At 70.1% G+C, this 20789-nt stretch carries 15 protein-coding genes; 7 read left to right on the plus strand and 8 right to left on the minus strand.

Going from position 1 to position 20789, the window contains the following annotated elements; genetic code table 11:
• The first annotated feature begins 13 nt into the window (after window positions 1-13).
• The 3 genes from gltB to LI334_RS09480 all read left to right on the plus strand — a co-directional run bounded on the left by gltB (window position 14) and on the right by LI334_RS09480 (window position 6584).
• Window positions 14-4438 carry a glutamate synthase large subunit gene (gene gltB, locus LI334_RS09470; protein ID WP_227260468.1) on the plus strand — a complete coding sequence of 1475 codons (4425 nt, stop codon included), beginning with the start codon at window positions 14-16 and terminating at the stop codon, window positions 4436-4438.
• A gap of 61 nt (window positions 4439-4499) precedes the next feature.
• A complete protein-coding gene (locus LI334_RS09475; protein WP_227260470.1) occupies window positions 4500-5489 on the plus strand; it encodes an NAD-dependent epimerase/dehydratase family protein in 990 nt (329 codons plus the stop codon).
• Window positions 5490-5525: 36 nt separating this feature from the next.
• Window positions 5526-6584 (plus strand): NAD(P)-dependent glycerol-1-phosphate dehydrogenase, encoded by a 1059-nt coding sequence (locus LI334_RS09480; RefSeq protein ID WP_227260472.1) that lies wholly within the window; start codon window positions 5526-5528, stop codon window positions 6582-6584.
• Here the strand turns inward: LI334_RS09480 and LI334_RS09485 are convergent.
• A complete protein-coding gene (locus LI334_RS09485; RefSeq protein WP_227260474.1) occupies window positions 6577-7587 on the minus strand; it encodes a flippase-like domain-containing protein in 1011 nt (336 codons plus the stop codon). The genes LI334_RS09480 and LI334_RS09485 overlap by 8 nt on opposite strands.
• 38 nt (window positions 7588-7625) lie before the next feature.
• Window positions 7626-9413 carry a S9 family peptidase gene (locus LI334_RS09490; RefSeq protein WP_227260476.1) on the minus strand — a complete coding sequence of 596 codons (1788 nt, stop codon included), beginning with the start codon at window positions 9411-9413 and terminating at the stop codon, window positions 7626-7628.
• A 90-nt stretch (window positions 9414-9503) separates the two neighbouring features.
• Here LI334_RS09490 and LI334_RS09495 point away from each other — a divergent pair, with 90 nt between their 5' ends.
• Window positions 9504-10556 (plus strand): glycosyltransferase, encoded by a 1053-nt coding sequence (locus LI334_RS09495; RefSeq protein ID WP_227260478.1) that lies wholly within the window; start codon window positions 9504-9506, stop codon window positions 10554-10556.
• Here LI334_RS09495 and LI334_RS09500 read toward each other — a convergent pair.
• From LI334_RS09500 to purH, 3 genes are all read right to left on the minus strand, one after another.
• Window positions 10547-11161, minus strand: coding sequence for a class I SAM-dependent methyltransferase (locus LI334_RS09500; RefSeq protein ID WP_227260481.1), 615 nt, complete (start codon window positions 11159-11161; stop codon window positions 10547-10549). The two genes, LI334_RS09495 and LI334_RS09500, sit on opposite strands and share 10 nt — an antisense overlap.
• A complete protein-coding gene (folP, locus tag LI334_RS09505; protein WP_227260483.1) occupies window positions 11154-13553 on the minus strand; it encodes a dihydropteroate synthase in 2400 nt (799 codons plus the stop codon). Before folP ends, LI334_RS09500 begins: the two co-directional genes overlap by 8 nt.
• A 167-nt stretch (window positions 13554-13720) precedes the next feature.
• The gene (gene purH / locus LI334_RS09510; protein WP_227260485.1) at window positions 13721-15295 is read right to left on the minus strand and encodes a bifunctional phosphoribosylaminoimidazolecarboxamide formyltransferase/IMP cyclohydrolase; all 1575 of its coding nucleotides are present in this window, start codon (window positions 15293-15295) and stop codon (window positions 13721-13723) included.
• Window positions 15296-15457: 162 nt separating this feature from the next.
• Here purH and purB point away from each other — a divergent pair, with 162 nt between their 5' ends.
• Both purB and LI334_RS09520 read left to right on the plus strand, forming a co-directional pair.
• Complete coding sequence (gene purB / locus LI334_RS09515) at window positions 15458-16828, plus strand: adenylosuccinate lyase (RefSeq protein ID WP_227260487.1); 1371 nt, start codon at window positions 15458-15460, stop codon at window positions 16826-16828.
• Between the two features lie 102 nt (window positions 16829-16930).
• Window positions 16931-18085, plus strand: a complete 1155-nt coding sequence (locus tag LI334_RS09520) for an acyl-CoA dehydrogenase family protein (protein WP_227260489.1) — start codon at window positions 16931-16933, stop codon at window positions 18083-18085.
• Here LI334_RS09520 and LI334_RS09525 read toward each other — a convergent pair.
• Entirely contained in the window at window positions 18082-18273 is a 192-nt protein-coding gene (locus tag LI334_RS09525; RefSeq protein WP_227260491.1) for a helix-turn-helix transcriptional regulator, read from the minus strand. The two genes, LI334_RS09520 and LI334_RS09525, sit on opposite strands and share 4 nt — an antisense overlap.
• Entirely contained in the window at window positions 18270-18683 is a 414-nt protein-coding gene (locus LI334_RS09530) for a DUF2178 domain-containing protein (RefSeq protein WP_227260493.1), read from the minus strand. The genes LI334_RS09525 and LI334_RS09530 overlap by 4 nt, the downstream gene beginning before the upstream one ends.
• A gap of 98 nt (window positions 18684-18781) precedes the next feature.
• On the opposite strand from LI334_RS09530, the gene LI334_RS09535 reads away from it, so the two are divergent.
• A complete protein-coding gene (locus LI334_RS09535; RefSeq protein WP_227260495.1) occupies window positions 18782-20257 on the plus strand; it encodes an SLC13 family permease in 1476 nt (491 codons plus the stop codon).
• Here LI334_RS09535 and LI334_RS09540 read toward each other — a convergent pair.
• Window positions 20254-20778 carry a VIT1/CCC1 transporter family protein gene (locus LI334_RS09540; RefSeq protein WP_227260497.1) on the minus strand — a complete coding sequence of 175 codons (525 nt, stop codon included), beginning with the start codon at window positions 20776-20778 and terminating at the stop codon, window positions 20254-20256. The two genes, LI334_RS09535 and LI334_RS09540, sit on opposite strands and share 4 nt — an antisense overlap.
• Window positions 20779-20789: the final 11 nt, after the last annotated feature.

Below are 20789 nucleotides of genomic sequence, written 5' to 3' on the forward strand. Positions count from 1 at the left end.
ATGGCATACACCTATGGGGAACAATGAGCTTCTCGCAGACCCCTCTGACGCCAGCGCGAACTGCGGCGTCGGGGTAGTAATGGACCTCGACGGAGGGCGAAGCCACGACGTACTCGCGGACGGCATCGACCTCCTCGAAAACCTCGAACACCGCGGCACCACCGGCGCAGAGGAGAACACCGGCGACGGCGCGGGCGTCCTCCTCCAGACCCCCACCGCGTTCTTCGACGACGAACTCGACCTCCCCGACGACTACGCGGTCGGCCAGTTCTTCCTCCCCCAGGACGAGGCCGAGCGCGAGTCCGTCGTCGAGACCGTCGAATCCGTCTTCTCCGACTACGGCCTCGACACCGTCGCGTGGCGGGACGTCCCGACCGACAACAGCGACCTCGGCGCGACCGCCCTCGACTCCGAACCCCACGTCGCGCAGGCGTTCGTCGCCGGCGACGCGAACCTCTACGTCGCCCGGAACGCCGTCGAGGACGCCGTTGACCACGAGCGCTTCTACGTCTGCTCGCTCGACGAGGACACGCTCGTCTACAAGGGCCTCCTCAAGAGCACCCAGCTCCGCGACTACTACCCCGACCTCCGCGACGACCGCATGAAGACGACGTTCGCGATGGTGCACGCGCGATTCTCCACGAACACGCTCGGCGCGTGGCACCTCGCCCACCCCTACCGGAACATCATCCACAACGGCGAGTTCAACACCATCAAGGGCAACGTCAACTGGATGCGCGCCCGGGAGGCCGACCTCGAATCCGACGCGCTCAGCGACGAGGAACTCGACACGATTCGCCCCATCATCGACGACCCCGAGCAGTCCGACACGGCGAGCGTGGACAACGCGCTCGAACTCCTCACCGAGACGGGCCGCAGTCTCCCGCACGCGCTCCGGATGCTGATTCCGGAGGCGTGGCAGGGCGACGACGCGATGGACGACGCTCGCGAGGAGTTCTACGACTTCCACGCCTCGCTCGTCGAACCCTGGGACGGCCCCGCGCTCGTCGTGGGGACGGACGGGGAGCGCATCGCGGCGGCGCTCGACCGGAACGGCCTGCGGCCGTGCCGGTACGAGGTGACGGAGGACAACCGGCTCGTGATGGGGAGCGAGGCCGGCGCGCTCGACACCCCGGCGAGCGAAGTCGAGGAGCGCGGCCGCCTCACCCCCGGACAGCTGTTCGTCGCCGACCCCGAGGAGGGCCGCGTGATCCCCGACGACGAGGTGTTCGCCGACCTCACGGACGAGAAGTACGGCGAGTGGGTGGACGCCGAACAGGAGCACGTCGCCGGCGACGACCCGCTCCCCCAGGAGCCCGTGGAGAAACTGCGGGCGCGCCAGGCGGCGTTCGGGTACACGCACGACGAACTCGACGAACTCGTGGAGCCGATGGCGGTGGACGGCGAAGACCCGGTCGGCTCGATGGGTGACGACACGCCGCTCGCGGCGCTCTCCGAGTTCAACCGTCCGTTCTTCACGTACTTCCGGCAGCTGTTCGCGCAGGTGACGAACCCGCCCATCGACTACCTCCGCGAGGATCTCGTGACGAGCACGGAGACCCGGCTCGGCCGCCAGCGAAACCTCCTCTCGGAGTCGAAGGCGCACGCCCGCCAGGTAGTACTCGACTCGCCCGTGCTCACGGACGACGACCTCGCGGGCGTCCGGGACAGCCGGCGGGAGGTCCGCACTCTCGACACGACGTTCGACATGGACGGCAGTCTCGACGACGCAATCACGCGTCTCCGCGAGGACGCCGAGGACGCCATCGCCGACGGCGCGGACGTGCTCGTGCTCTCCGACCGCGAACTGGGGCCGAACCGCCTGCACGTCCCGAGCCTGTTGGCGACGGGCGCGGTCCACCACCACCTCGTCCGCGAGGGCCTGCGCTCGCGCGTCGGATTGGTCGTGGAGTCCGGGGACCCGCGGACGGTCCACCACCTCGCGACGCTCGTCGGGTACGGCGCGGGCGCGGTGAACCCCTACCTCGCCATCCAGTCCGTCACCGACCTGATGGACGAGGACGCGGACATGAACCGCGCCATCGAGTCCTACGTCTCCGCGATGGAGAAGGGCCTGCGGAAGGTGATGGCGCGGATGGGTATCTCGACGGTCGCGTCCTACCAGGGCGCGCAGATTTTCGAGGTCGTCGGGCTCGACTCCGCCCTCGTGGAGGACTGCTTCACGGGGACGCCGAACCGCACCGAGGGCGTCGGCGTGGACGAAATCGAGGCCGACCTCCGGAAGCGGCACGCGACCGCGTACGACGACGACGTAGACCTCGACCGGCAGGGCGAGTTCACGAACCGCTCGAACGGCATCTTCCACCAGTGGAACCCGGAGACCGTGCACACGCTCCAGGGCGCGGTGCGCTCCGGCGATTACGAGCAGTTCGAGGAGTACGCGGAACTCATCAACACCCAGAACGAGCAACTGCAGACGCTCCGCGGCCTCCTCGACTTCGACTCCGACCGGGAGTCGATTCCGGTGGAGGACGTGGAGCCAGTAGCGGACATCGTGAAGCGGTTCTCGACGGCGGCGATGAGCCTCGGGAGTCTGAGCCCGGAAGCCCACGAGAACAACGCTCGCGCGATGAACGAAATCGGCGCGAAGGCGAATACGGGCGAGGGCGGCGAACCCCCGGAGCGCTTCGGCACCGACCGCGAGTGCCGCATCAAGCAGGTAGCGTCGGGCCGGTTCGGCGTGACGTCCGAGTACCTGTCGTCGGCGGACGACCTCCAGATCAAGATGGCGCAGGGGTCGAAGCCCGGTGAGGGCGGCCACCTTCCGGGGAAGAAGGTGAACGAGATGATTGCTGACGTTCGGTGTTCGACGCCGGGCGTCGGCCTCATCAGCCCGCCGCCACAGCACGACATCTACAGCATCGAGGACCTCAAGCAGCTCATCTTCGACCTGAACGCGAGCAACCCGGACGCCCGCGTGCACGTGAAACTCGTCTCCGAGGCGGGTATCGGCACGGTCGCCGCGGGCTGTGCGAAGGCCAAGGCTGACTGCATCCACATCTCCGGGCACTCGGGCGGAACGGGTGCGTCCCCGAAGACGTCCATCAAGCACGCGGGCCTGCCGTGGGAGCTCGGGCTGGCGGAGGCGAACCAGCTCCTCCGCGAGACGGGGCTCCGGTCGCGCGTGACGCTCCGCGCGGACGGCGGTCTGAAGACGGGGCGGGACGTGGCCATCGCGGCCCTGCTCGGCGCGGAGGAGTTCGCGTTCGGCACGGGGTCGCTCGTCACGTCGGGCTGCGTGATGGCGCGGCAGTGCCACAACAACACGTGCCCGGTCGGTATCGCGACCCAGGACCCCGACCTCCGCGAGCGGTTCGCGGGCGAACCCCAGCACGTCGTGAACTACATGTGCTTCATCGCGCGCGAGCTCCGCGAACTCATGGCCGACCTCGGGTTCGAGACGGTGGACGAGATGGTCGGGCAGGTGGACGTGCTCGAACAGACCGAGACCGACCACCCGAAGGCGAAGCACATGGATCTCTCCCAGGTGCTCGCCGAGCCGTCCGGGGACGACCGGTACAAGACGATGGAGCAGGACGTGTCGTTCGACGACCACCTCGACACCGCCATCGCCGCGGAGGCCGAGGAGGCGCTCGCGGGCGGCGAGCCGACCACGGTTTCGACCGAGGTGACGAACGAGGACCGAACCGTCGGCGGGCGGCTGTCCCACGAGGTGTCGAGCCGGCACGGCGGCGACGGCCTGCCGGACGACAGCGTTCACGTCGACTTGACGGGAACCGCGGGCCAGTCGTTCGGCGCGTGGCTCGCGTCCGGGCTGACGCTCGACCTGGACGGCGCGGCGAACGACTACGTTGGGAAGGGCCTGTCGGGCGGCCGCGTCGTCGTCTCGACGCCCGCGGACGCCGGGTTCGACCCCGCGGAGAACACGCTCGTCGGGAACGTCGTGCTGTACGGCGCGACCGACGGCGAACTCTACGTGAACGGCGTCGCCGGCGAGCGCTTCGGCGTCCGGAACTCGGGCGCGAAGGCCGTCGTGGAGGGCGTCGGCGACCACGGCTGTGAGTACATGACGGGCGGATTAGTCGCCGTGCTCGGGGACACGGGGAAGAACTTCGCCGCGGGAATGAGCGGCGGCGTGGCGTACGTCTTCGACCCCGACGACGACCTCGAAGCGCAGACGAACACGGGCATGGTGAGCCTCGAATCCGAATTGGACGACCGCGACCGGACGGTGCTCCGGCGGCTCGTGGAGAACCACGCCGCGCACACGGACTCGGAGCGCGCCCGCGAACTCCTCGACGACTGGGACGCGGCGCTCGCCGGGTTCACGAAGGTGATGCCGGACGCGTACCGGGCGGCCATCGAGGAGCGCCCGGAGGCGGACGCCCGCACCGACCTGCCGGCGTCCGTGGAGAGCCTGGACGGCCACCTCGGCGCGGCGGGGAGCGCGGACTGACCGAGCCATCAGCTCATTGCGGGCCACCCACACTTAACTCGCGTCCGCTGGTTTTTCAGGTATGGATTCGGCGCTCGTCGTCGGCGGCACGCGGTTCATCGGCCGCCACACGGTGGAGGAGCTCGTAGAGCACGACTACCACGTGACGCTGTTCAACCGCGGGAGTCACGAGAACCCGTTCGTGGACTACGCGGACGTCCACCACGTCCGCGGAGATAGAGGAAACGACGAGGAACTGCTGTCCGCGAAGCGCGAGGTCGAACCGGACGTGGTGTTCGACTTCGCGGCGTACCACCCCGAGGAGGTGCGGTCGGCGGTCGAAATCTTCGCCGACGTGGACGCCTACGTGTACGTGTCGTCGGGCGCGGCGTACGACCGCGACGACATCCCGAAACGCGAGGACGAAACCCCGATTAAGGAGTGCACGCCCGACCAGGCCGTGGACGACTCCTACGACACGTACGGAAACCGGAAGGCGGAGGGCGACCGCGCGGTGTTCGAGGCCGCCGACCGCGGCGTGAACGCGATGAGCGTCCGCCCGACCGTGGTGTACGGGCCGTTCGACTACACGGAACGCCTCGACTACTGGGTCTCCCGGGTCGAAGAACACGACCGGGTGGTGGTGCCGGGCGACGGGACGAACGTCTGGCAGCGCGTCTACGTCGAGGACGTGGCGAGCCTCCTCCGACTGGTCGCGGAGAACGGCACACCAGGAAACGCGTACAACGCGGGCGACCAGAACTCGCTCACGCTCGAACGCACCATCGAGGAAGTGGCGAGCGCGCTCGACACGGACGTTGAGGTCGTGCACGCGAGCGAACGCGAACTCTCCACGGTCAACCTCGACCTCGCGGACTTCCCGCTCTATCGGCCGTACCCGCACGTCCTCGACACCCACCGCGCGGAGAGCGTCGGCTGGGAGTCCACGCCGGTGTCGGAGGCGATGGAGCGCACGGTCGGCGAGAGCGCGGAGAGCGACCGCGACGGCGCGGACGTGGGGCCGGCGCGCGAGACGGAGGAGCGCCTGCTGGACGTGCTGGACACGGTCTAGGAAAAGGCGTATAGGGGTTCGTGGTGACTGGCCGGTATGTTCGAGAAATCGTCGTGGATTCGTCTCCCGCGGAACGTCGTCATCGGGCACGGCGTGCTCGGGGAGACGCGCGCGGTGCTCGACGACGTGCACCTCACGGGCGACCCGCTGGTGGTGACGAGTCCGACGCCGCGCGAGGTGGCGGGCGAGCGAATCGTCGCGCAGTTGGAGGACGCGGGGCGAAGCCCGTCCATCGTGACGGTGTCGGAGGCGTCGTTCGACGCCGTCCAGCGCGTCATCGAGCGCGCGGAGGACACCGACGCGGACTTCCTGATGGGGGTCGGCGGCGGGAAGGCCATCGACATCGCGAAGATGGCGAGCGACACGCTCGACCTCGGGTTCGTCTCCGTACCGACGGCGGCGAGCCACGACGGCATCGTCTCCGGGCGGGGGAGCGTGCCAGAGGGCGACACCCGACACTCAGTGTCGGCGGACCCGCCGCTCGCGGTCGTCGCGGACACCGGCATCGTCGCGGACGCGCCATGGGAGCTCACGACCGCGGGCTGCGCGGACATCATCTCGAACTACACCGCGGTGAAGGACTGGCGGCTCGCCAACCGATTGCGGAACGTCGAGTACTCGGAGTACGCGGCGTCGCTCTCGGAGATGACGGCGGAGATGCTCGTGGACAACGCGGCCTCCATCAAGCCCGGGCTGGAGGAGTCCGCGTGGGTGGTGGTGAAGGCGCTCGTCTCTTCCGGGGTCGCGATGAGCATCGCGGGGTCGTCGCGGCCCGCGAGCGGCGCGGAGCACCTGTTCAGCCACCAGCTCGACCGCATCGCGCCCGGGAAGGCCCTGCACGGCCACCAGGTCGGCGTCGGCGCGATTCTCTGCGAGTTCCTGCACTCGGGCGAGCGCGGGGATTGGGTGGCGGTGCGGGACGCGCTCGCGTCCATCGACGCGCCGACGACGGCGGAGGAACTCGGCGTGAGCGACGAGGAGGTCATCGCGGCGCTCACGTCCGCCCACGAGATCCGCGACCGGTACACGATTCTCGGCGCGGGCATCAGCGAGGACGCGGCGCTCGAAGTCGCGGCGAAGACCGAGGTCATCTGACCGTCAGGGGTACCGGCGCGAACGCGACGGAGACGGCGGAGAGCGCGAAGTGCAGCCAGAACCCGACGAGTCGGTAGAGGAGCGCGGCGGCCGCCGCGACCGGAGTGGGTGCGCCCGTGGTGAGTGCGAGCAGGCCGAGGAGCGCGGCGTCCACGCTCCCGATGCCGCCGGGGAGCGGGACGATGGCGGCGAGGCCGGCGAGCGGGACGACGGCGAGCGCGACGGAGACGGGCACCGAGAGCGCGACCGCGGCGGCGGCGTAGTGGAGCGTGGCGGCGAGCGCGCCCCAGCCGAGCAGGCCGAACCCGACCATCGCGGCGAGGCGGCTGCGGTCGGCGGCGATGGCGCGGAGCGTGCGGTCGAACCCGGTGAGGCGCGCGGAGACGTTCTCGGCGTCGAGCGCGGCCGCGGCGCGCGGGCTGACGCGGGCGGCGAGGCGCTGGAGGCGGTCGGTGACGGCGGTGACGGCGGTGAGGAGACGGCGGGGGCGGGCGCGCGCGACGGCGACGACGAGCGCGGCGACGAGCAGGCCGGCGACCGCAACGGCGGCGGCGACCGCGGCGAGGTCGCCCGTGCCGCCGGTGACGGCGAACCCGGCTCCGACCGCGACGGCGACGAACGAGGTGGCGGTGGCGACGTACTCGTCGGCGGCGACGGCGGCGAGCGCGCGCTCGTAGCCGGTGCCTGCGTCCCGCGCGATGGCGTACGTGACGAACGTGGCGCTCGCGACGTTCCCCCAGGGGAGGAGGTTACGCGCGAACGACCCGGCGAGGTAGGTGGCGCGGGCGCGCATCCGGCGGGTTTCGACGACGGCGACGGCGCGCACGAACGTCTCCACGAAGCACGCGAGCGAGACCAGTGAGGTCGCGACGGCGAGCGCGACGTACCACGGGTCGGTGCCGGCGAGGGCGTCCAGGACGCGTCCGCCGCCGGCGGCGTACGCGACGGCGGCGAGCGCGAGGAGCGAGAGCGCGAACCGGACGCCGACCCGTCGCGTGTCCATGCTCGGTGTGAACGCGGACGCGTAAGAAAAGTATCGCCCTACACGTGCTCGTCGAGGAACTCGACGGTCGTCCGGTAGGCCGTGATGCGGTTCTCCAGCTTGCTGAAGCCGTGGCCCTCGTCCTCGAAGACGAGTTTCTCGACGGGGACGTGTTCGCTCGCCTCGTCGGCGACCTGTTCGGCCTCGCCGACGGGGACGCGAGGGTCGTTCGCGCCGTGCATGACGAGCAGGGGCGCGCGAATCGACGAGATGTTGTTGATCGGACTGATGGATTCGAGGAACTCGCGGTCGTGTTCGAGACTGCCGTACTCGGCTTCGCGGTGTTCGCGACGCCACTCGCCCGTGTTTTCGAGGAAGGTCACGAAGTTCGCGATGCCGACCACGTCCACGCCGGCCGCCCAGAGGTCGGGGTACTCGGTGAGCGCGGCGAGCACCATGAACCCGCCGTAGGAGCCGCCGTAGGCGACGACCCGGTCGGAATCGACGTCGCCGCGGCCGGTGAGCCACTCGACGCCCGCGGCGATGTCCTTCACGGAGTCCATCCGCTTCTCGACGTTGTCGAGGTTCATGTACTCCGCGCCGTACCCGGAGCTTCCGCGGACGTTCGGTTCGAAGACGGCGTAGCCGTTGTCCACGAAGTACTGGCGGAGGGAGAGGAAGTAGGGGCGGCGCTGGGCTTCGGGGCCGCCGTGGATGTCCACGATGACGGGGTGCGGGCCGGGTTCGTCCGGGAGGGTGAGGAACGCGGGAACCTCCAGGCCGTCGAAGGACTCGAAGTGCACGAGGTCGGGCGTCGTGAACGAGTCCTTGGGGATGCCGGCGGTGGCGGCGTCCGTCCACCGCGTGCTCTCGCCGGTGTCGGTGTCGAAGACGTGGACGTTCGTGTTCTCGGTCGGCGCGGAGACGGCGACCGCGACCTCGTCTGCGCCGGGGCCGAAGCTCAACCCCATCACGACGCCGTTCGGGAGGTCGGGGCTCGCGTGCTCGGTCCAGTCGGGGAGGTCGTAGAGGGTGAGTTCGCTGTAGCCGTCCACGTTCCGAATCGCCGCGAGCGTCCCGGAATCGTGGTCGACGGCGAGCGATTCGACGTTCCAGCCGTCGCCCTCGACGCGGGTGTCGAGGTCGAGGGTGTCGAGGTCGAGTTCGGCGAGGTAGCGCGTGTCCGCGCCGTGGTCGGTGGAGACGAGGAGTGAGTCGCCGCTCGGGTGCCAGGCGACGCTCCCGTACCGCACGTCGCCGTCGTGGGGCGTGACGTGCTCGTAGTCGCCGGTGTCGAGGTCGAGGACGTAGAGGTCGTGGTCGCGGTTCGAGTGCATCTCGTGGACGACGAGGCGGTCGTCCGAGGGGCTCCAGCCGGCGACGGTGAGCCAGTCCATGCCGCGGCCGTCGAACACCAGCTCGGCGTCCTCGCCGGTCTCGTCGCGGCGCTGGACGTACGCGTCGAAGTCGGCTTCCTCGCGGCGGTTCGCGGTGAACGCGAACCGGTCGCCGTCGTGGCTCCAGCCGCCCCACTGGTGGATGCTCTCCGGGTCGTCCGTGAGGGGAACGTCCTCGCTGCCGTCCGCGCTCAGTCGGAACAGCTGGGTCTTCTCGTTTCCGCCCTCGTCCATCCCGTAGACGAGTTCCGCGCGGGTGGGCGAGTAGGAGGCGAAGGAGACGGACTCCTCGTGGAAGGAGAGCTGGTCGGGCCACGATTCGGGGTCGTCGAGTTGCCAGACCTGGTTCGTTCCCGTGGTGTCCATCAGGAACGCGAGTCGGCCGTCCGGGCCGAAGGAGGGGCCGCCGGCGCTCCGGATGTTGAGGTAGCGTTCGATGTCGTACGCCATACCGGTGGGTGCGGACCGAGGGGGAAAGCCGTTCGGGTGGCGGAACCCGAACCGTGAAACCTTTTATGCGCACCTCGAATCCTCTCCTGTATGCGCGTGGCGTTCGTCGCGGACCACACCGTCCACCACGACAGCCGTCCGGAGTCCGCCGAACGCCTCGACCGCCTCGCCGGCCTGCTCACCGAGCGCGGCCACGACGTGTCCGTTCTCTGCAGTCAGTGGTGGGAGGGCGACGTAGACGAGTTCGAACACGACGACATCGACTACGTCGCCGTCACCGACGACCCCGGCGACTGGAAGTTCCCCGTGCGGGTGCCGGGCGCACTCCACGAGGTCGCCCCGGAGGTCGTGCACGCGTTCGGGCCGCCGAGCCACCTCGCCGCCGCCCGCGTCGGCGCGCTCGGCGACACCGCGTTCGTGAGCGACGTGTTCGACGCGCCCGACCGGGGCGTGCTCGCCGACCGCTGTCTACGAGTTGCGGCGGGCGGCGGCCCCGTCGTCGTCCCCGCGCGCACCGTCGCCACCGCGCTCCGCGAGGCCGGCGTCCCCGCCGCGGCGCTCACGACGCTCGGGAACCCCATCGAGATGGAGCGCATCCGAACCACCGACCCCGAGCCGTGCGGCGACATCGTCTACTCGCGGCGGCTGGACGAGGACGCGAACCTCGAAAGCCTCCTGCTCGCGCTCGCGGAGTTCCGCGAGTACGACTGGGGCGCGACGATCGTCGGGGACGGCCCCGAGCGCGCGAACTACGAGCGCCAGGCGCGCGACCTCCGCATCGACGACCGCGTCGAGTTCGTCGGCGAGAAGGACGTATCGGAGCGAATTGCGCTGTTCAAGGACGCGCACGTCTACGTGCACACGGCGCGCCGGACGACGTTCGCGACCGACCTCCTGCGCGCGCTCGCCTGCGGCTGCGTCGGTATCGTGGAGTACCACGCGCAGTCGAGCGCGCACGAACTCGTCGAACAGGAACCCCGGGGGTTCCTCGCGACGAACGACGAGGAGATAACGGAACGCCTCGCGGAAGCCGCGGACATCCCCCGCGAGGACGTGTCGGAGCGGTTCGCCGACCACGACGAGACGACCTTCGCGGAGACCTACCTCGACTTCTACCGCGCGGGCGGCGCGGGCTACGACTGACGCAGGCGGAGGTGGCGGAACTCCCCGCCGAGCGAGTCGCCAACGTCTTCTTCCGCCCGGATTTCGAGTCCGGCGTCCCGAACCAGGTCTCGCGTGTCTTCGAGGTCGGGCCAGCTCCACGCCATCTCGACGCCCGCGTCGAGCCAGTCCGCGTTCGCGCCCGTCCACGCGTCGTGGCCGGTGACGACGACGGCGTCGCCGCCGGGGCGGAGGACGCGCGCGAGCTCCGCGTAGAACTGTCCGTGGTCGCTCGCGGGGACGTGAATCACCGAGTACATCGCGGTGGCGGCGTCGAACGCGGACGAGGGGAACGGCAGACGAGTCATGTCGGCGCGAGCGACGGCGGCGTGCTCGCGCGCCCGCTCGACCTGCTCGCGGGAGATGTCGATGCCGACGCCCGTCGCGCCCGCGGGAAGCGAGTCGAGGACGAGGTCGCCCGCGCCGCAGCCGGCGTCGAGGACGCGCGCGCCCTCGGGGAGGTCGGAGAGCAGGCGGGCGAGCAAGTCCGGGTCGTCCGCGCCGGCGTCGCGCTGGGCGGCGTACGCGTCGGCGAGGCCGTCGTAGCCGTCCATCACGCGCCGCCGGAGGTCGTCTTCCTCAGGCATCGTCGCTCCCCCGGCGAACCGCGTCCGCGACCCGGACGGCGGCGACGTTCTCGGCGGCGTCGTGGACGCGAACGATGTCCGCGCCGCGGTCGGCCGCGAGCGCCGTCGCGGCGACGGTCGCGTACCCGCCCTCGTCGGGATACCGGTTCACGCGGTCGAACATGGACTTGTGGCTGTGCCCGACGAGGACGGGACAGCCGAGCGCGCGGAACTCCGCGGTGCGGTCGAGAATCTCGAAGTTCTCGCCGACGGACTTCCCGAACCCGATGCCGGGGTCGACGATGATTTTCTCCCGCGGCAGACCGGCCTTCTCCGCGAGCAGGACGCGCTCGCGGAGTTCGTCGAGCACGTCGTCCACCACGTCGTCGTACGCGACGGATTCGCCCGGCTCGACCGGCGCGTGCAGCGAGTGCATCACGACCAGCGGCGCGCCGTACTCGGCGGCGACGAACCGCATCTCGGGGTCGCCCAACCCGGTCACGTCGTTGAGGATGTCCGCGCCCGCCTCCAGGGCGGCGCGGCCGACTTCGGCCTTCATCGTGTCCACGCTCACGAGCGCGTCGAGGTCGCTGATGCGCTCGATGACGGGGACGATGCGGTCGATTTCCTCCGCGGCGGGCACGGGCTCCGCGCCGGGCCGCGTGGACTCGCCGCCCACGTCGATGACGTCCACGCCGGCGGCCACGAGTTCCTCGGCGCGCTCGACGGCGTCCGCGACGGCCTCGTACTCCCCGCCGTCGTGGAAGGAGTCCGGGGTGACGTTCAGGATGCCCATCACGGCCGTGCCGTCGCCCCAGGGATACCCCGAGAGTTCGTTCTCGAAGGAGTCCCGGAGGTCGTCGGCGACCGCGGGCAGGCCGTCGCCGGCCGATTCGAGGCGCTCGCAGAGCGCGTCGAACGTCGCACGCGACCCGGAGAGCGTCACGGCGAGGTAGTTCCCGGGCTGGCTGCGGAGCGCGGACACCGAGCAAGAGCCGCCGACAGCGGTCATCTCGGTCTCGACGCGCGCCGCCCGCTCCTCGCGGAGCCGAACCGTTCGGGTGGCCGCGACGTGGTCGTCCGGAGTTCCGTGCGGGGCGTCGCCGGCGTCGAGCGCGCGGCGGGCGTCCCCTCGGTCGCGGACGACGCGGGGCGTGGCGGTGCGCGTCCAGCGCCGCCGCGCCTCCGCGACGGCGTACAGCGACCCCGTGAGGAGCACGAGGTCGGCGGCGTCGGCGGCGTCGAGTCCCGTTTCGAGCGCGGCTTCGACGTTCTCCACGACCCGCACGTCCTCGCTTCGGGACTCGAAAACGCGGGCGAGCACGTCCGGGTCTTCCGCGCGCGGCGTCGCGGGTTCGCACGCGACGACGGTGGCGGGGTCGGGGAGCGCGTCCGCCATCCCCGCGTGGTCTTTGTCGTTCATCGCGCCCACCACGAGCACGAGGTCGTCGTAGTCGTACTCCGCGAGAACGTCGGCGAGCGCGTCGCACGCGCCGGGGTTGTGCGCGCCGTCGAGCACGGTCAGGGGCGCGTCGTCCAGCACCTCGAACCGCCCCGGCCAGTGCGCGCCCCGGACGCCGCGCGCGATGGTCGCGGAGTCGGCGTCCGCGAGCTGGCGCGCGAGCACCGCCGCGACGCCCGCGTTCTCCGCCTGATGGCGACCCGGGTGGGGGAGGCGCGCCGACACCGACCAGTCCCGCCCCTGGATGTCCACGGCGGCCTCCGCGAGACCGACCCGACCGCCGTAGGAGACGGTCACGTCCTCGCCCACGACGACCGTCTCGCCCGCCTGGTCGCGAACCGCGCGCAGGGCGTCCCCGGTGGCCGCGGTGACGAGCGCGCGGTCGGCGGGCGCGACGTGCGCCTTGTCCCGCGCTATCTCCTCGACGGTGTCCCCGAGCACGCTCTGGTGTTCGAGCGTCACGCTCGTCACCGCCGACGCCGCGGGGTCGACGACGCTCGTCGCGTCGTACTTCCCGCCGATACCGACTTCGAGCACCGCCACGTCCACGTCCTCGCGTCCGAAGTGCCAGAGCCCCATCGCGGTCACCGCCTCGAAGAACGTCGCCGGGTCGTCGGCGGCCGCGCGCTCCACGAGATGGGGTTTCGCCGCCTCCACGAACGCCGCGACCGCCGACTTCGGCATCTTCCGGCCGTTCACGCGAACGCGCTCCCGCACGCTGTCGAAGTGCGGGGACGTGTACAAGCCCACGTCCAGGCCCGCCTCCCGGAGGACGGACTCAAGCATCCGCGCCGTGCTCCCCTTCCCGTTCGACCCCGCGATCTGGACGTACGCCGGCCCCTCGTGCGGGCTATCGAGCGCGTCCAGGAGGTCGGCCGTCGAGTCCGTCCCCGCGCGCGGCCGATACCGCTGGAGGTCGAGCAGGAAGTCCGCAGCCTCGTCGTAACGCATACACCGAGACCTCACCGGGCGGCCGCAAAGGCCTGTCGAACCACGCCCTCAGCGACCACCGAAACGCAAGAACTAGTCGTGGCGGAACGCCCGGTTGCCCGTGAACACCCAAGCCCTCGCTCCCGCTGGTCGCTCGCCCTTGGAGAGTCCGCCAGGCCGCCAGAGCGCTAGTCGTGGCGGAACACCCGGTTGCCCGTGAAGACCATCGCGATGTCGTGGTCGTCGGCGGCCTCGATGACGTCGTCGTCGTTCACGCTACCGCCGGGCTGAATCACCGCTTCGATGCCGGCGTCTGCGGCTTCCTCGATGCCGTCCGGGAACGGGAAGAAGGCGTCGGACGCCATCACCGCGCCGTCGGCGGACTTGCCCTCGGCGTGTTCGTCGGCCTTCATCGCGGCCAACCGGACGGCGTCCACGCGGGAGACCTGGCCCATGCCGATGCCGACGGTTTCGGTTCCCTGCGCGAACAGGATGGCGTTCGACTTCACGTGCTTGATGGTCTGCCACGCGAACAGCATCGACTCGATCTGGTCGTCCGTGGGTTCGCGGTCGGTGACGATGTCGAGGTCGTCGGCGGTGAGGGACTGGCGGTCGCGTTCCTGGACGAGTCGGCCGCCCGTCAGGGGTTTCTCGGTGAAGCGCTCGCTGTAGCCGTCCAGACTCCCGACGTCGAGCACGCGGAGGTTCTTCTTCCCCGTGAGCACGTCGAGCGCCCCGTCAGTGTAGCCGGGCGCGACGACGACTTCCTTGAAGGAGTCCACGATCTGTTCCGCGGTGTCGGCGTCGCACTCGCGGTTGAGCGCGACGATGCCGCCGAAGGCGCTCATCGGGTCGGTGGAGAGCGCGTCGGCGTACGCGTCGCTGAGGGTGTCGGCGGTCGCGCAGCCGGCGGGATTGGTGTGTTTGATGACGGCGGCCGCCGGTTCCTCGAACTCCTTGATGAGGTCGAGCGCGCCGTCCGCGTCGTTGTAGTTGTTGTAGGAGAGCGCTTTCGCGCCCTCGTTCAGCTGGGGTGCGCCGACGACGCTCGCCTCGCTGGTGGTGCGGTCGCGGTAGACGGCGGCGTCCTGGTGGGGGTTCTCGCCGTACCGGAGTTCGCTGTAGCGGTCGTCGGAGGCGAGTCGGCGCACGGGGAAGTCGCCGTCGGCGTCCGCGGGGATGCTGACCTCGCCGTTCTCGACGGTGAGGTCGCCGTCGTGGAACCACTGCACGGCGCGCGGGTACGCCTCGAACTCGGCCTCGTGGAGTACGCGCTCCTTCAGGGCGTGCGCGTCGTCGTCGTCGAAGACGGGGACGGGTTCCTGGGTGACGATTGGGCCGCCGTCCACCTCCTCGGTGACGACGTGGACGGTGCAGCCGGTGACGCGGACGCCCGCGTCGAGCACTTGCTGGTGGGCGTTCATGCCGTCGAAGGCGGGGAGGAGGCTCGGGTGGACGTTCAGCGTCAGGGGCGCGGCGTCGAGGAAGGTGTCGGTGAGGACGCGCATGTAGCCGTCGAGGCAGACGAGGTCGAAGTCGTAGTCAGAGAGCGCGTCGAGCACGCGTTCCTCGTGGGATTCGCGGGACTCGCCGTCGTCGCGTTCGACGACTTCGGTGGGGATGCCGCGGTCGGCGGCGGCGTCGAGGATGGGCGCGTCGGCGCGGTTCGTGAGGACGACGCCGAGTTCCACGTCGTCGAGGGTGTCCGCGATGTTCCGGAGGTTGCGGCCGCGGTTCCCGGCGAGACCGGCGATGGTGGTCATGGGTGAGTCCGGGCGCGCGCGCCGCAAAGTAATTGCGATTCCCCGCCGGCGAGTATGCAGGGACGCGGATAGAAACACCGCCACTTCCGCGCTTTCGCGCCCGGTGTATGCACTCCCGTGATGTTTCGACACGCCTTTGGCGGGCGGGCGTCACCCTCCGCCATGAACCCGCTGTACGCCGTCAGTCCCCTGGACGGCCGCTACGCCGGCCGAACCCGCCCGCTCGCCCGGTACGCGAGCGAAGCCGCGCTGATGCGCGCCCGCGTCGAAGTCGAAGTCGAGTACCTGCTCGCGCTCGCCGACCTCGACGCGGTGCCGCTCGACTTCGCGGACGACGAGACGGCGGCGCTCCGCGACCTGTACGACGCGTTCGACGAATCGGACGCGGAGCTCGTGAAGCAGATCGAGACCGAGGGCTACGGCGAGTATTCGGCGACGAACCACGACGTGAAGGCCGTCGAGTACTTCGTCCGCGAGGGCGCGCCGGAGCGCGCGCACGCCTGGATTCACTTCGGCCTCACGAGCGAGGACGTGAACAACCTCGCGTACCGCATCCTGGTGCGGCCCGCGGTCGAGGACGTCCTCCTCCCCGAACTCCGCGACGTGCGGGACGAACTCGTGGAGATGGCGCACGAGCACGGGGACGTGCCGATGCTCGCGCGGACGCACGGCCAGCCGGCGACGCCGACGACGTTCGGGAAGGAGATGGCGGTGTACGCGAGCCGGCTCGGGCGCGCGCTCGGCCGCGTCGCCGACGCGCTCGAAGGACTGGAAGGCAAGCTCGCTGGCGCGTCCGGAACCTACGCCGCGCACCGCGCCGCCTACCCCGACGTGGATTGGCGGGCGTTCAGCAGGGAGTTCGTGCACGAACTCGGCCTCCAGCACGCGAGCCACGTGACGCAGGTGAACCCGAGCGACGACCTCTCAGAGCTGTTCGACGCGCTCAGTAGTGTGAACGACGTGCTCCTCGACCTCGACCGGGACGCCTGGCGCTACGTCTCCGATACGTACCTCGGGCAGGACGCCGCCGAGGGCGAGACCGGGAGTTCGACGATGCCGCACAAGGTCAACCCCATCGACTTCGAGAACTCCGAGGGCAACCTCTCGAAGGCGAACTCCGACCTCGACTTCCTCGGGGACTACCTGACGAAGAGCCGCCTCCAGCGCGACCTCTCCGACTCCACGGCGAAGCGGAACATCGGGGCCGCGTTCGCGCACTGCCTCATCGGCTACCTCAAGCTCTCTGACGGCCTCGGAAAGGTCGTGCCGAACCCCGACGTGATGCGCGCCGACCTCGATGACACGCCCGAGGTCATCGGTGAGGCCGTCCAGACGATTCTCCGCCGGGAGGGCCACAGCGACGCCTACGAGCGCGTGAAGGCGCTGACGCGCGGCCGCCGCGTGACCATCGAGGACTTCCACGAGCTGTTCCGCGACCTCGACGTCTCCGAGCCCGTGCGGGAGGAACTGCTCGCGCTCACGCCCGCCTCGTACACGGGGTACGGCGCGGAGCTGGCGCGCGACGTGGAGTAGGCGACCGCACGCGAGCGGCCGTGAACCCGCCGGGGAATGAACTCCGTGTCCGTTTCCGGTAGTTCCGGAGCGCCTAAGCCCGCGTGTGGGAAGAACTCTCGTATGGATTTCGAGCTATCCGACGAGCAGGAAGCGATTCGGGAGGAGGTTCGGCGGTTCGCGGAGAACGAAATCGCGCCCGTCGCCACCGAGTACGACGTGGAGGAGAAGTACCCCCACGAGGTCATGGAGAAGGCCGCGGAGATGGGGCTGACGGGCTCCGGCATCCCCATCGAGTACGGCGGCGCGGGCTACACGCCCCTGGAGAACGCCATCATCATCGAGGAACTGTTCAGTTACGACCCCGGTATCGCGCTCTCCATCACGAGCGCGGCGTTCGGCGCGGACGCCATCCGCGAATTTGGTACTGAAGCACAGAAAGAGGAGTACCTCACGCCGATTGCGGAGGGCGACGCCGTGATGGGAACCGCGATTTCGGAGCCCGATACGGGCAGTGACGTGTCCGCCGTCTCCACGCGCGCGGAGAAGGACGGGGACGAGTACGTCCTCAACGGCAACAAGATGTGGATCACGAACGGCTCCGTCGGGGACTACTTCGTCGTGATGTGCAAGACGAACCCGGAGGCCGACGACCGGTACGCGGGCTTCAGCCAGATTATCGTGGAGTCCGACCGCGACGGCTTCAGCGCGGAGAAAATCACGGGCAAACTCGGGATTCGCGCGAGCGACACCGCGGAACTCATCTTCGACGACGTGCGCGTCCCCGAGGAGAACCTCGTCGGCACGGAGGGCATGGGCTTCCTCCAGTTGATGCAGTTCTTCGACGAGACGCGGACGATGGTCGCCGCGCAGGCGGTCGGCATCGCGAAGGGCGCGTGCGAGCGCGCGCTCGACTACGCGCAGGAGCGCGAGCAGTTCGGGAAGTCCATCGGCGAGTTCCAGGCAATCCAGCACAAGCTCTCCGAGATGCACACGAAGACCGAGGCCGCGCGCAACCTCACGTACAAGTCCGCGTGGAGCGTGGACAACGCGGACGACCAGCTCACCGCGCTCGCGTCGATGGCGAAGGAGTTCGCGTCGAAGACCGCGGTCGAGTGCGCGGACGAGGCCGTTCAGATTCACGGCGGCGCGGGCTACGTCAACGACTTCGACGTGGAGCGCCTCTACCGCGACGCGAAAATCACCCAGATTTACGAGGGAACCACGGAAATTCAGAAGAACATCATCGCCCGCGAACTGATGGGGAAGGGCTTCTAGTCGGGCGTGAAGATGTCCTCTATCCGGCAGTCGAAGTGGGCGGCGAGTTCGAACGCGAGGTCGAGCGACGGGTCGTAGCGGTCGCGCTCGATGGCGTTGATGGTCTGACGGGTGACGCCGACCGCCTCGGCGAGGTCGGCCTGACTCAGGCCCGCGCGCTCGCGTCGGTCGGGGAGGTCGTTTTTCATCGGCGGCGTTGGACGACGCCGAAGCAGACGCCGTAGAGCAGGAAGAGCGCCGACGCGACCCAGACGCCGCCCCAGACGGTGGCGGTGAGTTCGACGTAGCCGCCGGCGTCGAGGACGTACAGCGCGGGGATGACGCTGATTCCGACCAGCATCGCGATGCGCATGGTGAGGCCGCTCGCGTGGTTGTGTAGGTCGTTGTCGCGTTCGTCCTGGAGAGTCGCGTCGGTGAACTTCGGCGCGAGGACGGCGATAGCGCCGCCGACCCAGCAGCCGACCAGGTAGACGGCGGTGCCGGCCACCTGCTGGTCGAGCAGGAGGCCGGCGAGGAGGCCGAATATTCCGACGCCGACGACGGCGTAGACGGTTCGTTCGTAGGTTTGACGGGTGAATCCCGTTTGTGACACCGACATTGTGTAAAGCACCCTTTACAGTAAAGCGTACTTTACACTTCGTGGTAAGTCTTTCGCCGCCACGGGGTTTTTCCCGATACCCGGAGACGAGGGAGGTGATGAATCAGCGGAACGCGCTCACCGTCCTGGGGGCGCTCGCGCTCACGGGACTGGTGGCGTTCGGCCTGTCGCCCGAGGGGTTGTCCACGACCGGCCGGTACGCGCTCGCGACGGGCGTGTTCGCCGCGGTGCTCTGGGTGACCGGCGCGCTCCCGCTGTCCGTGACGGCGCTCTGCGTCCCGGTGCTCCTCGCCGGACTCGGCGTGTCCTCGCTTGAGGGCGCGCTCTCCGGGTTCGCAGACCCCGTCGTCTTCCTCTTCCTCGGGACGTTCGTGCTCGCCGGCGCGCTCCGCGAGCACGGCATCGACCGCGTCGTCGCGTTCGCGCTCCTCCGACGGGTCGGCTCCACGCCCCGCCGCACCGTGTTCGGCGTGATGCTCGCCACCGGCGTGCTGTCGATGGTCATCTCGAACACGGCGACGGCGGCGCTGATGGCTCCCGTCGCGCTCGGCATCGCGGAGTCCGCGGGCGGCGGGCGGAACTTCCGCGTCGGCCTCCTGCTCGGCGTCGCGTACGCCGCGTCCGTCGGCGGCGTCGCCACCCTCATCGGCACGCCGCCGAACGCCATCGTCGTCGGCCAACTCGACGAACTGCTCGGCGTCTCCGTGTCGTTCGCGGACTGGCTCCTCGTCGGCGTCCCGCTCGCCGCCGTGAGCCTCCCCGTCGTCTGCGTCGTCCTGCTCGCCGTCTTCCCGCCCGACCTCGACGCGGACGCGCTCGCCCCCGCCGACCACCCCGAAGCGCCCGCACTCGACAGCGAGGGGCGGCGGGTCGCCGCCGTGTTCGCGCTCGTCGCCGGCCTCTGGGTCGTCGGCGGCCTCGGATTCCTCCTCGACGGCGTGCTCCCCGCGGCGTGGCTCGTCACCGTCTTCGGCGGAACCGGCGAATCCGTCCTGGAGACGCTCGGCCACCAGGGACTGCTGTACTACGCGCTCGTCGGCCTGCTCGCCGTGCCGCTCCTCGTGCTCGCGGGCGCGGCGGACGAGGGAAGCCTCCGGAACGTGGACTGGCCGACGCTCCTCCTGTTCGGCGGCGGTATCAGCCTCGCGGACGCGCTCGGAGAGACCGGCGCGACCGAGTGGCTCGCCGGCGCGCTGTTCGGCGACCTCGCGCTCCCCTCCATCGTCCTCCTGCTAGCCGTCGTCGCGCTCGTCACGGTCGCGCTCTCCGAACTCGCGTCCAACACCGCGACCGCGGCCGTGATGGCTCCCCTCCTCATCGGCGTCGGGCTCGCCGTCGGCCCCGCGTTCGGCATGCCCGGCCCCGAGGCCGCGACCTATCTCGCGGTCGGGAGCGCCGCCGCCGCGAGCTTCGGGTTCGCGCTCCCCGTCGCCACCCCGCCGAACGCCATCGTGTACGGCACGGGCGAGGTCACTCGCGCGGAGATGCTTCGCGCGGGCGTCGTCCTCGACCTCGCGCTCGTTCCCGTGCTCACCGCCGTCCTCACGCTCGTCTTCGGCGTCGTCGCGTTCTAGGCGACGCCCCGGAGGAGTTCCCCGACGGCGAACGCGACCGCCGCGGCCGTCATCCCGACCGCGAACATCTCCGCGCCCGCCCAGTACCACCGGCGGTCGGTGACGAGCGCGCGCGCCGCGCCGACCGCGAAGAAGGCGACCGCGGTGAGCGCGACCGACACCGAGAACGACCCCGCGAACCCGAGGAGGTAGGGGATGAGCGGCGCGGTTCCGGCGACGACGAACGCGCCGAACGTCGCGAGCGCCGTCCGCGCCGGCGACTTCGCGTTCGAGACCGTGTGGCCGAGCGCGTGCTCGTAGTCGCGCTCGGAGCGCTCGCTCAGGAAGTTACTCATCCCCATCGAGAAGCCGTCCGCGAGCAGGTTCGCGACGCCGAGCACGACCACGATTCCGGGGTCGAGCGCGGCCCCGGTGACGCCCGCGACCACCGCGAACGTCGTGACGATGCCGTCGTTCGCGCCGTACACGAACTCCGGGAGGTACGACCCCACGTCGTTCACGTCGTCCAGGGCGTCGAGCATACGGGAGAATC

This window comes from Salarchaeum japonicum (assembly GCF_020614395.1).
GTDB classification, from domain to species: domain Archaea; phylum Halobacteriota; class Halobacteria; order Halobacteriales; family Halobacteriaceae; genus Salarchaeum; species Salarchaeum japonicum.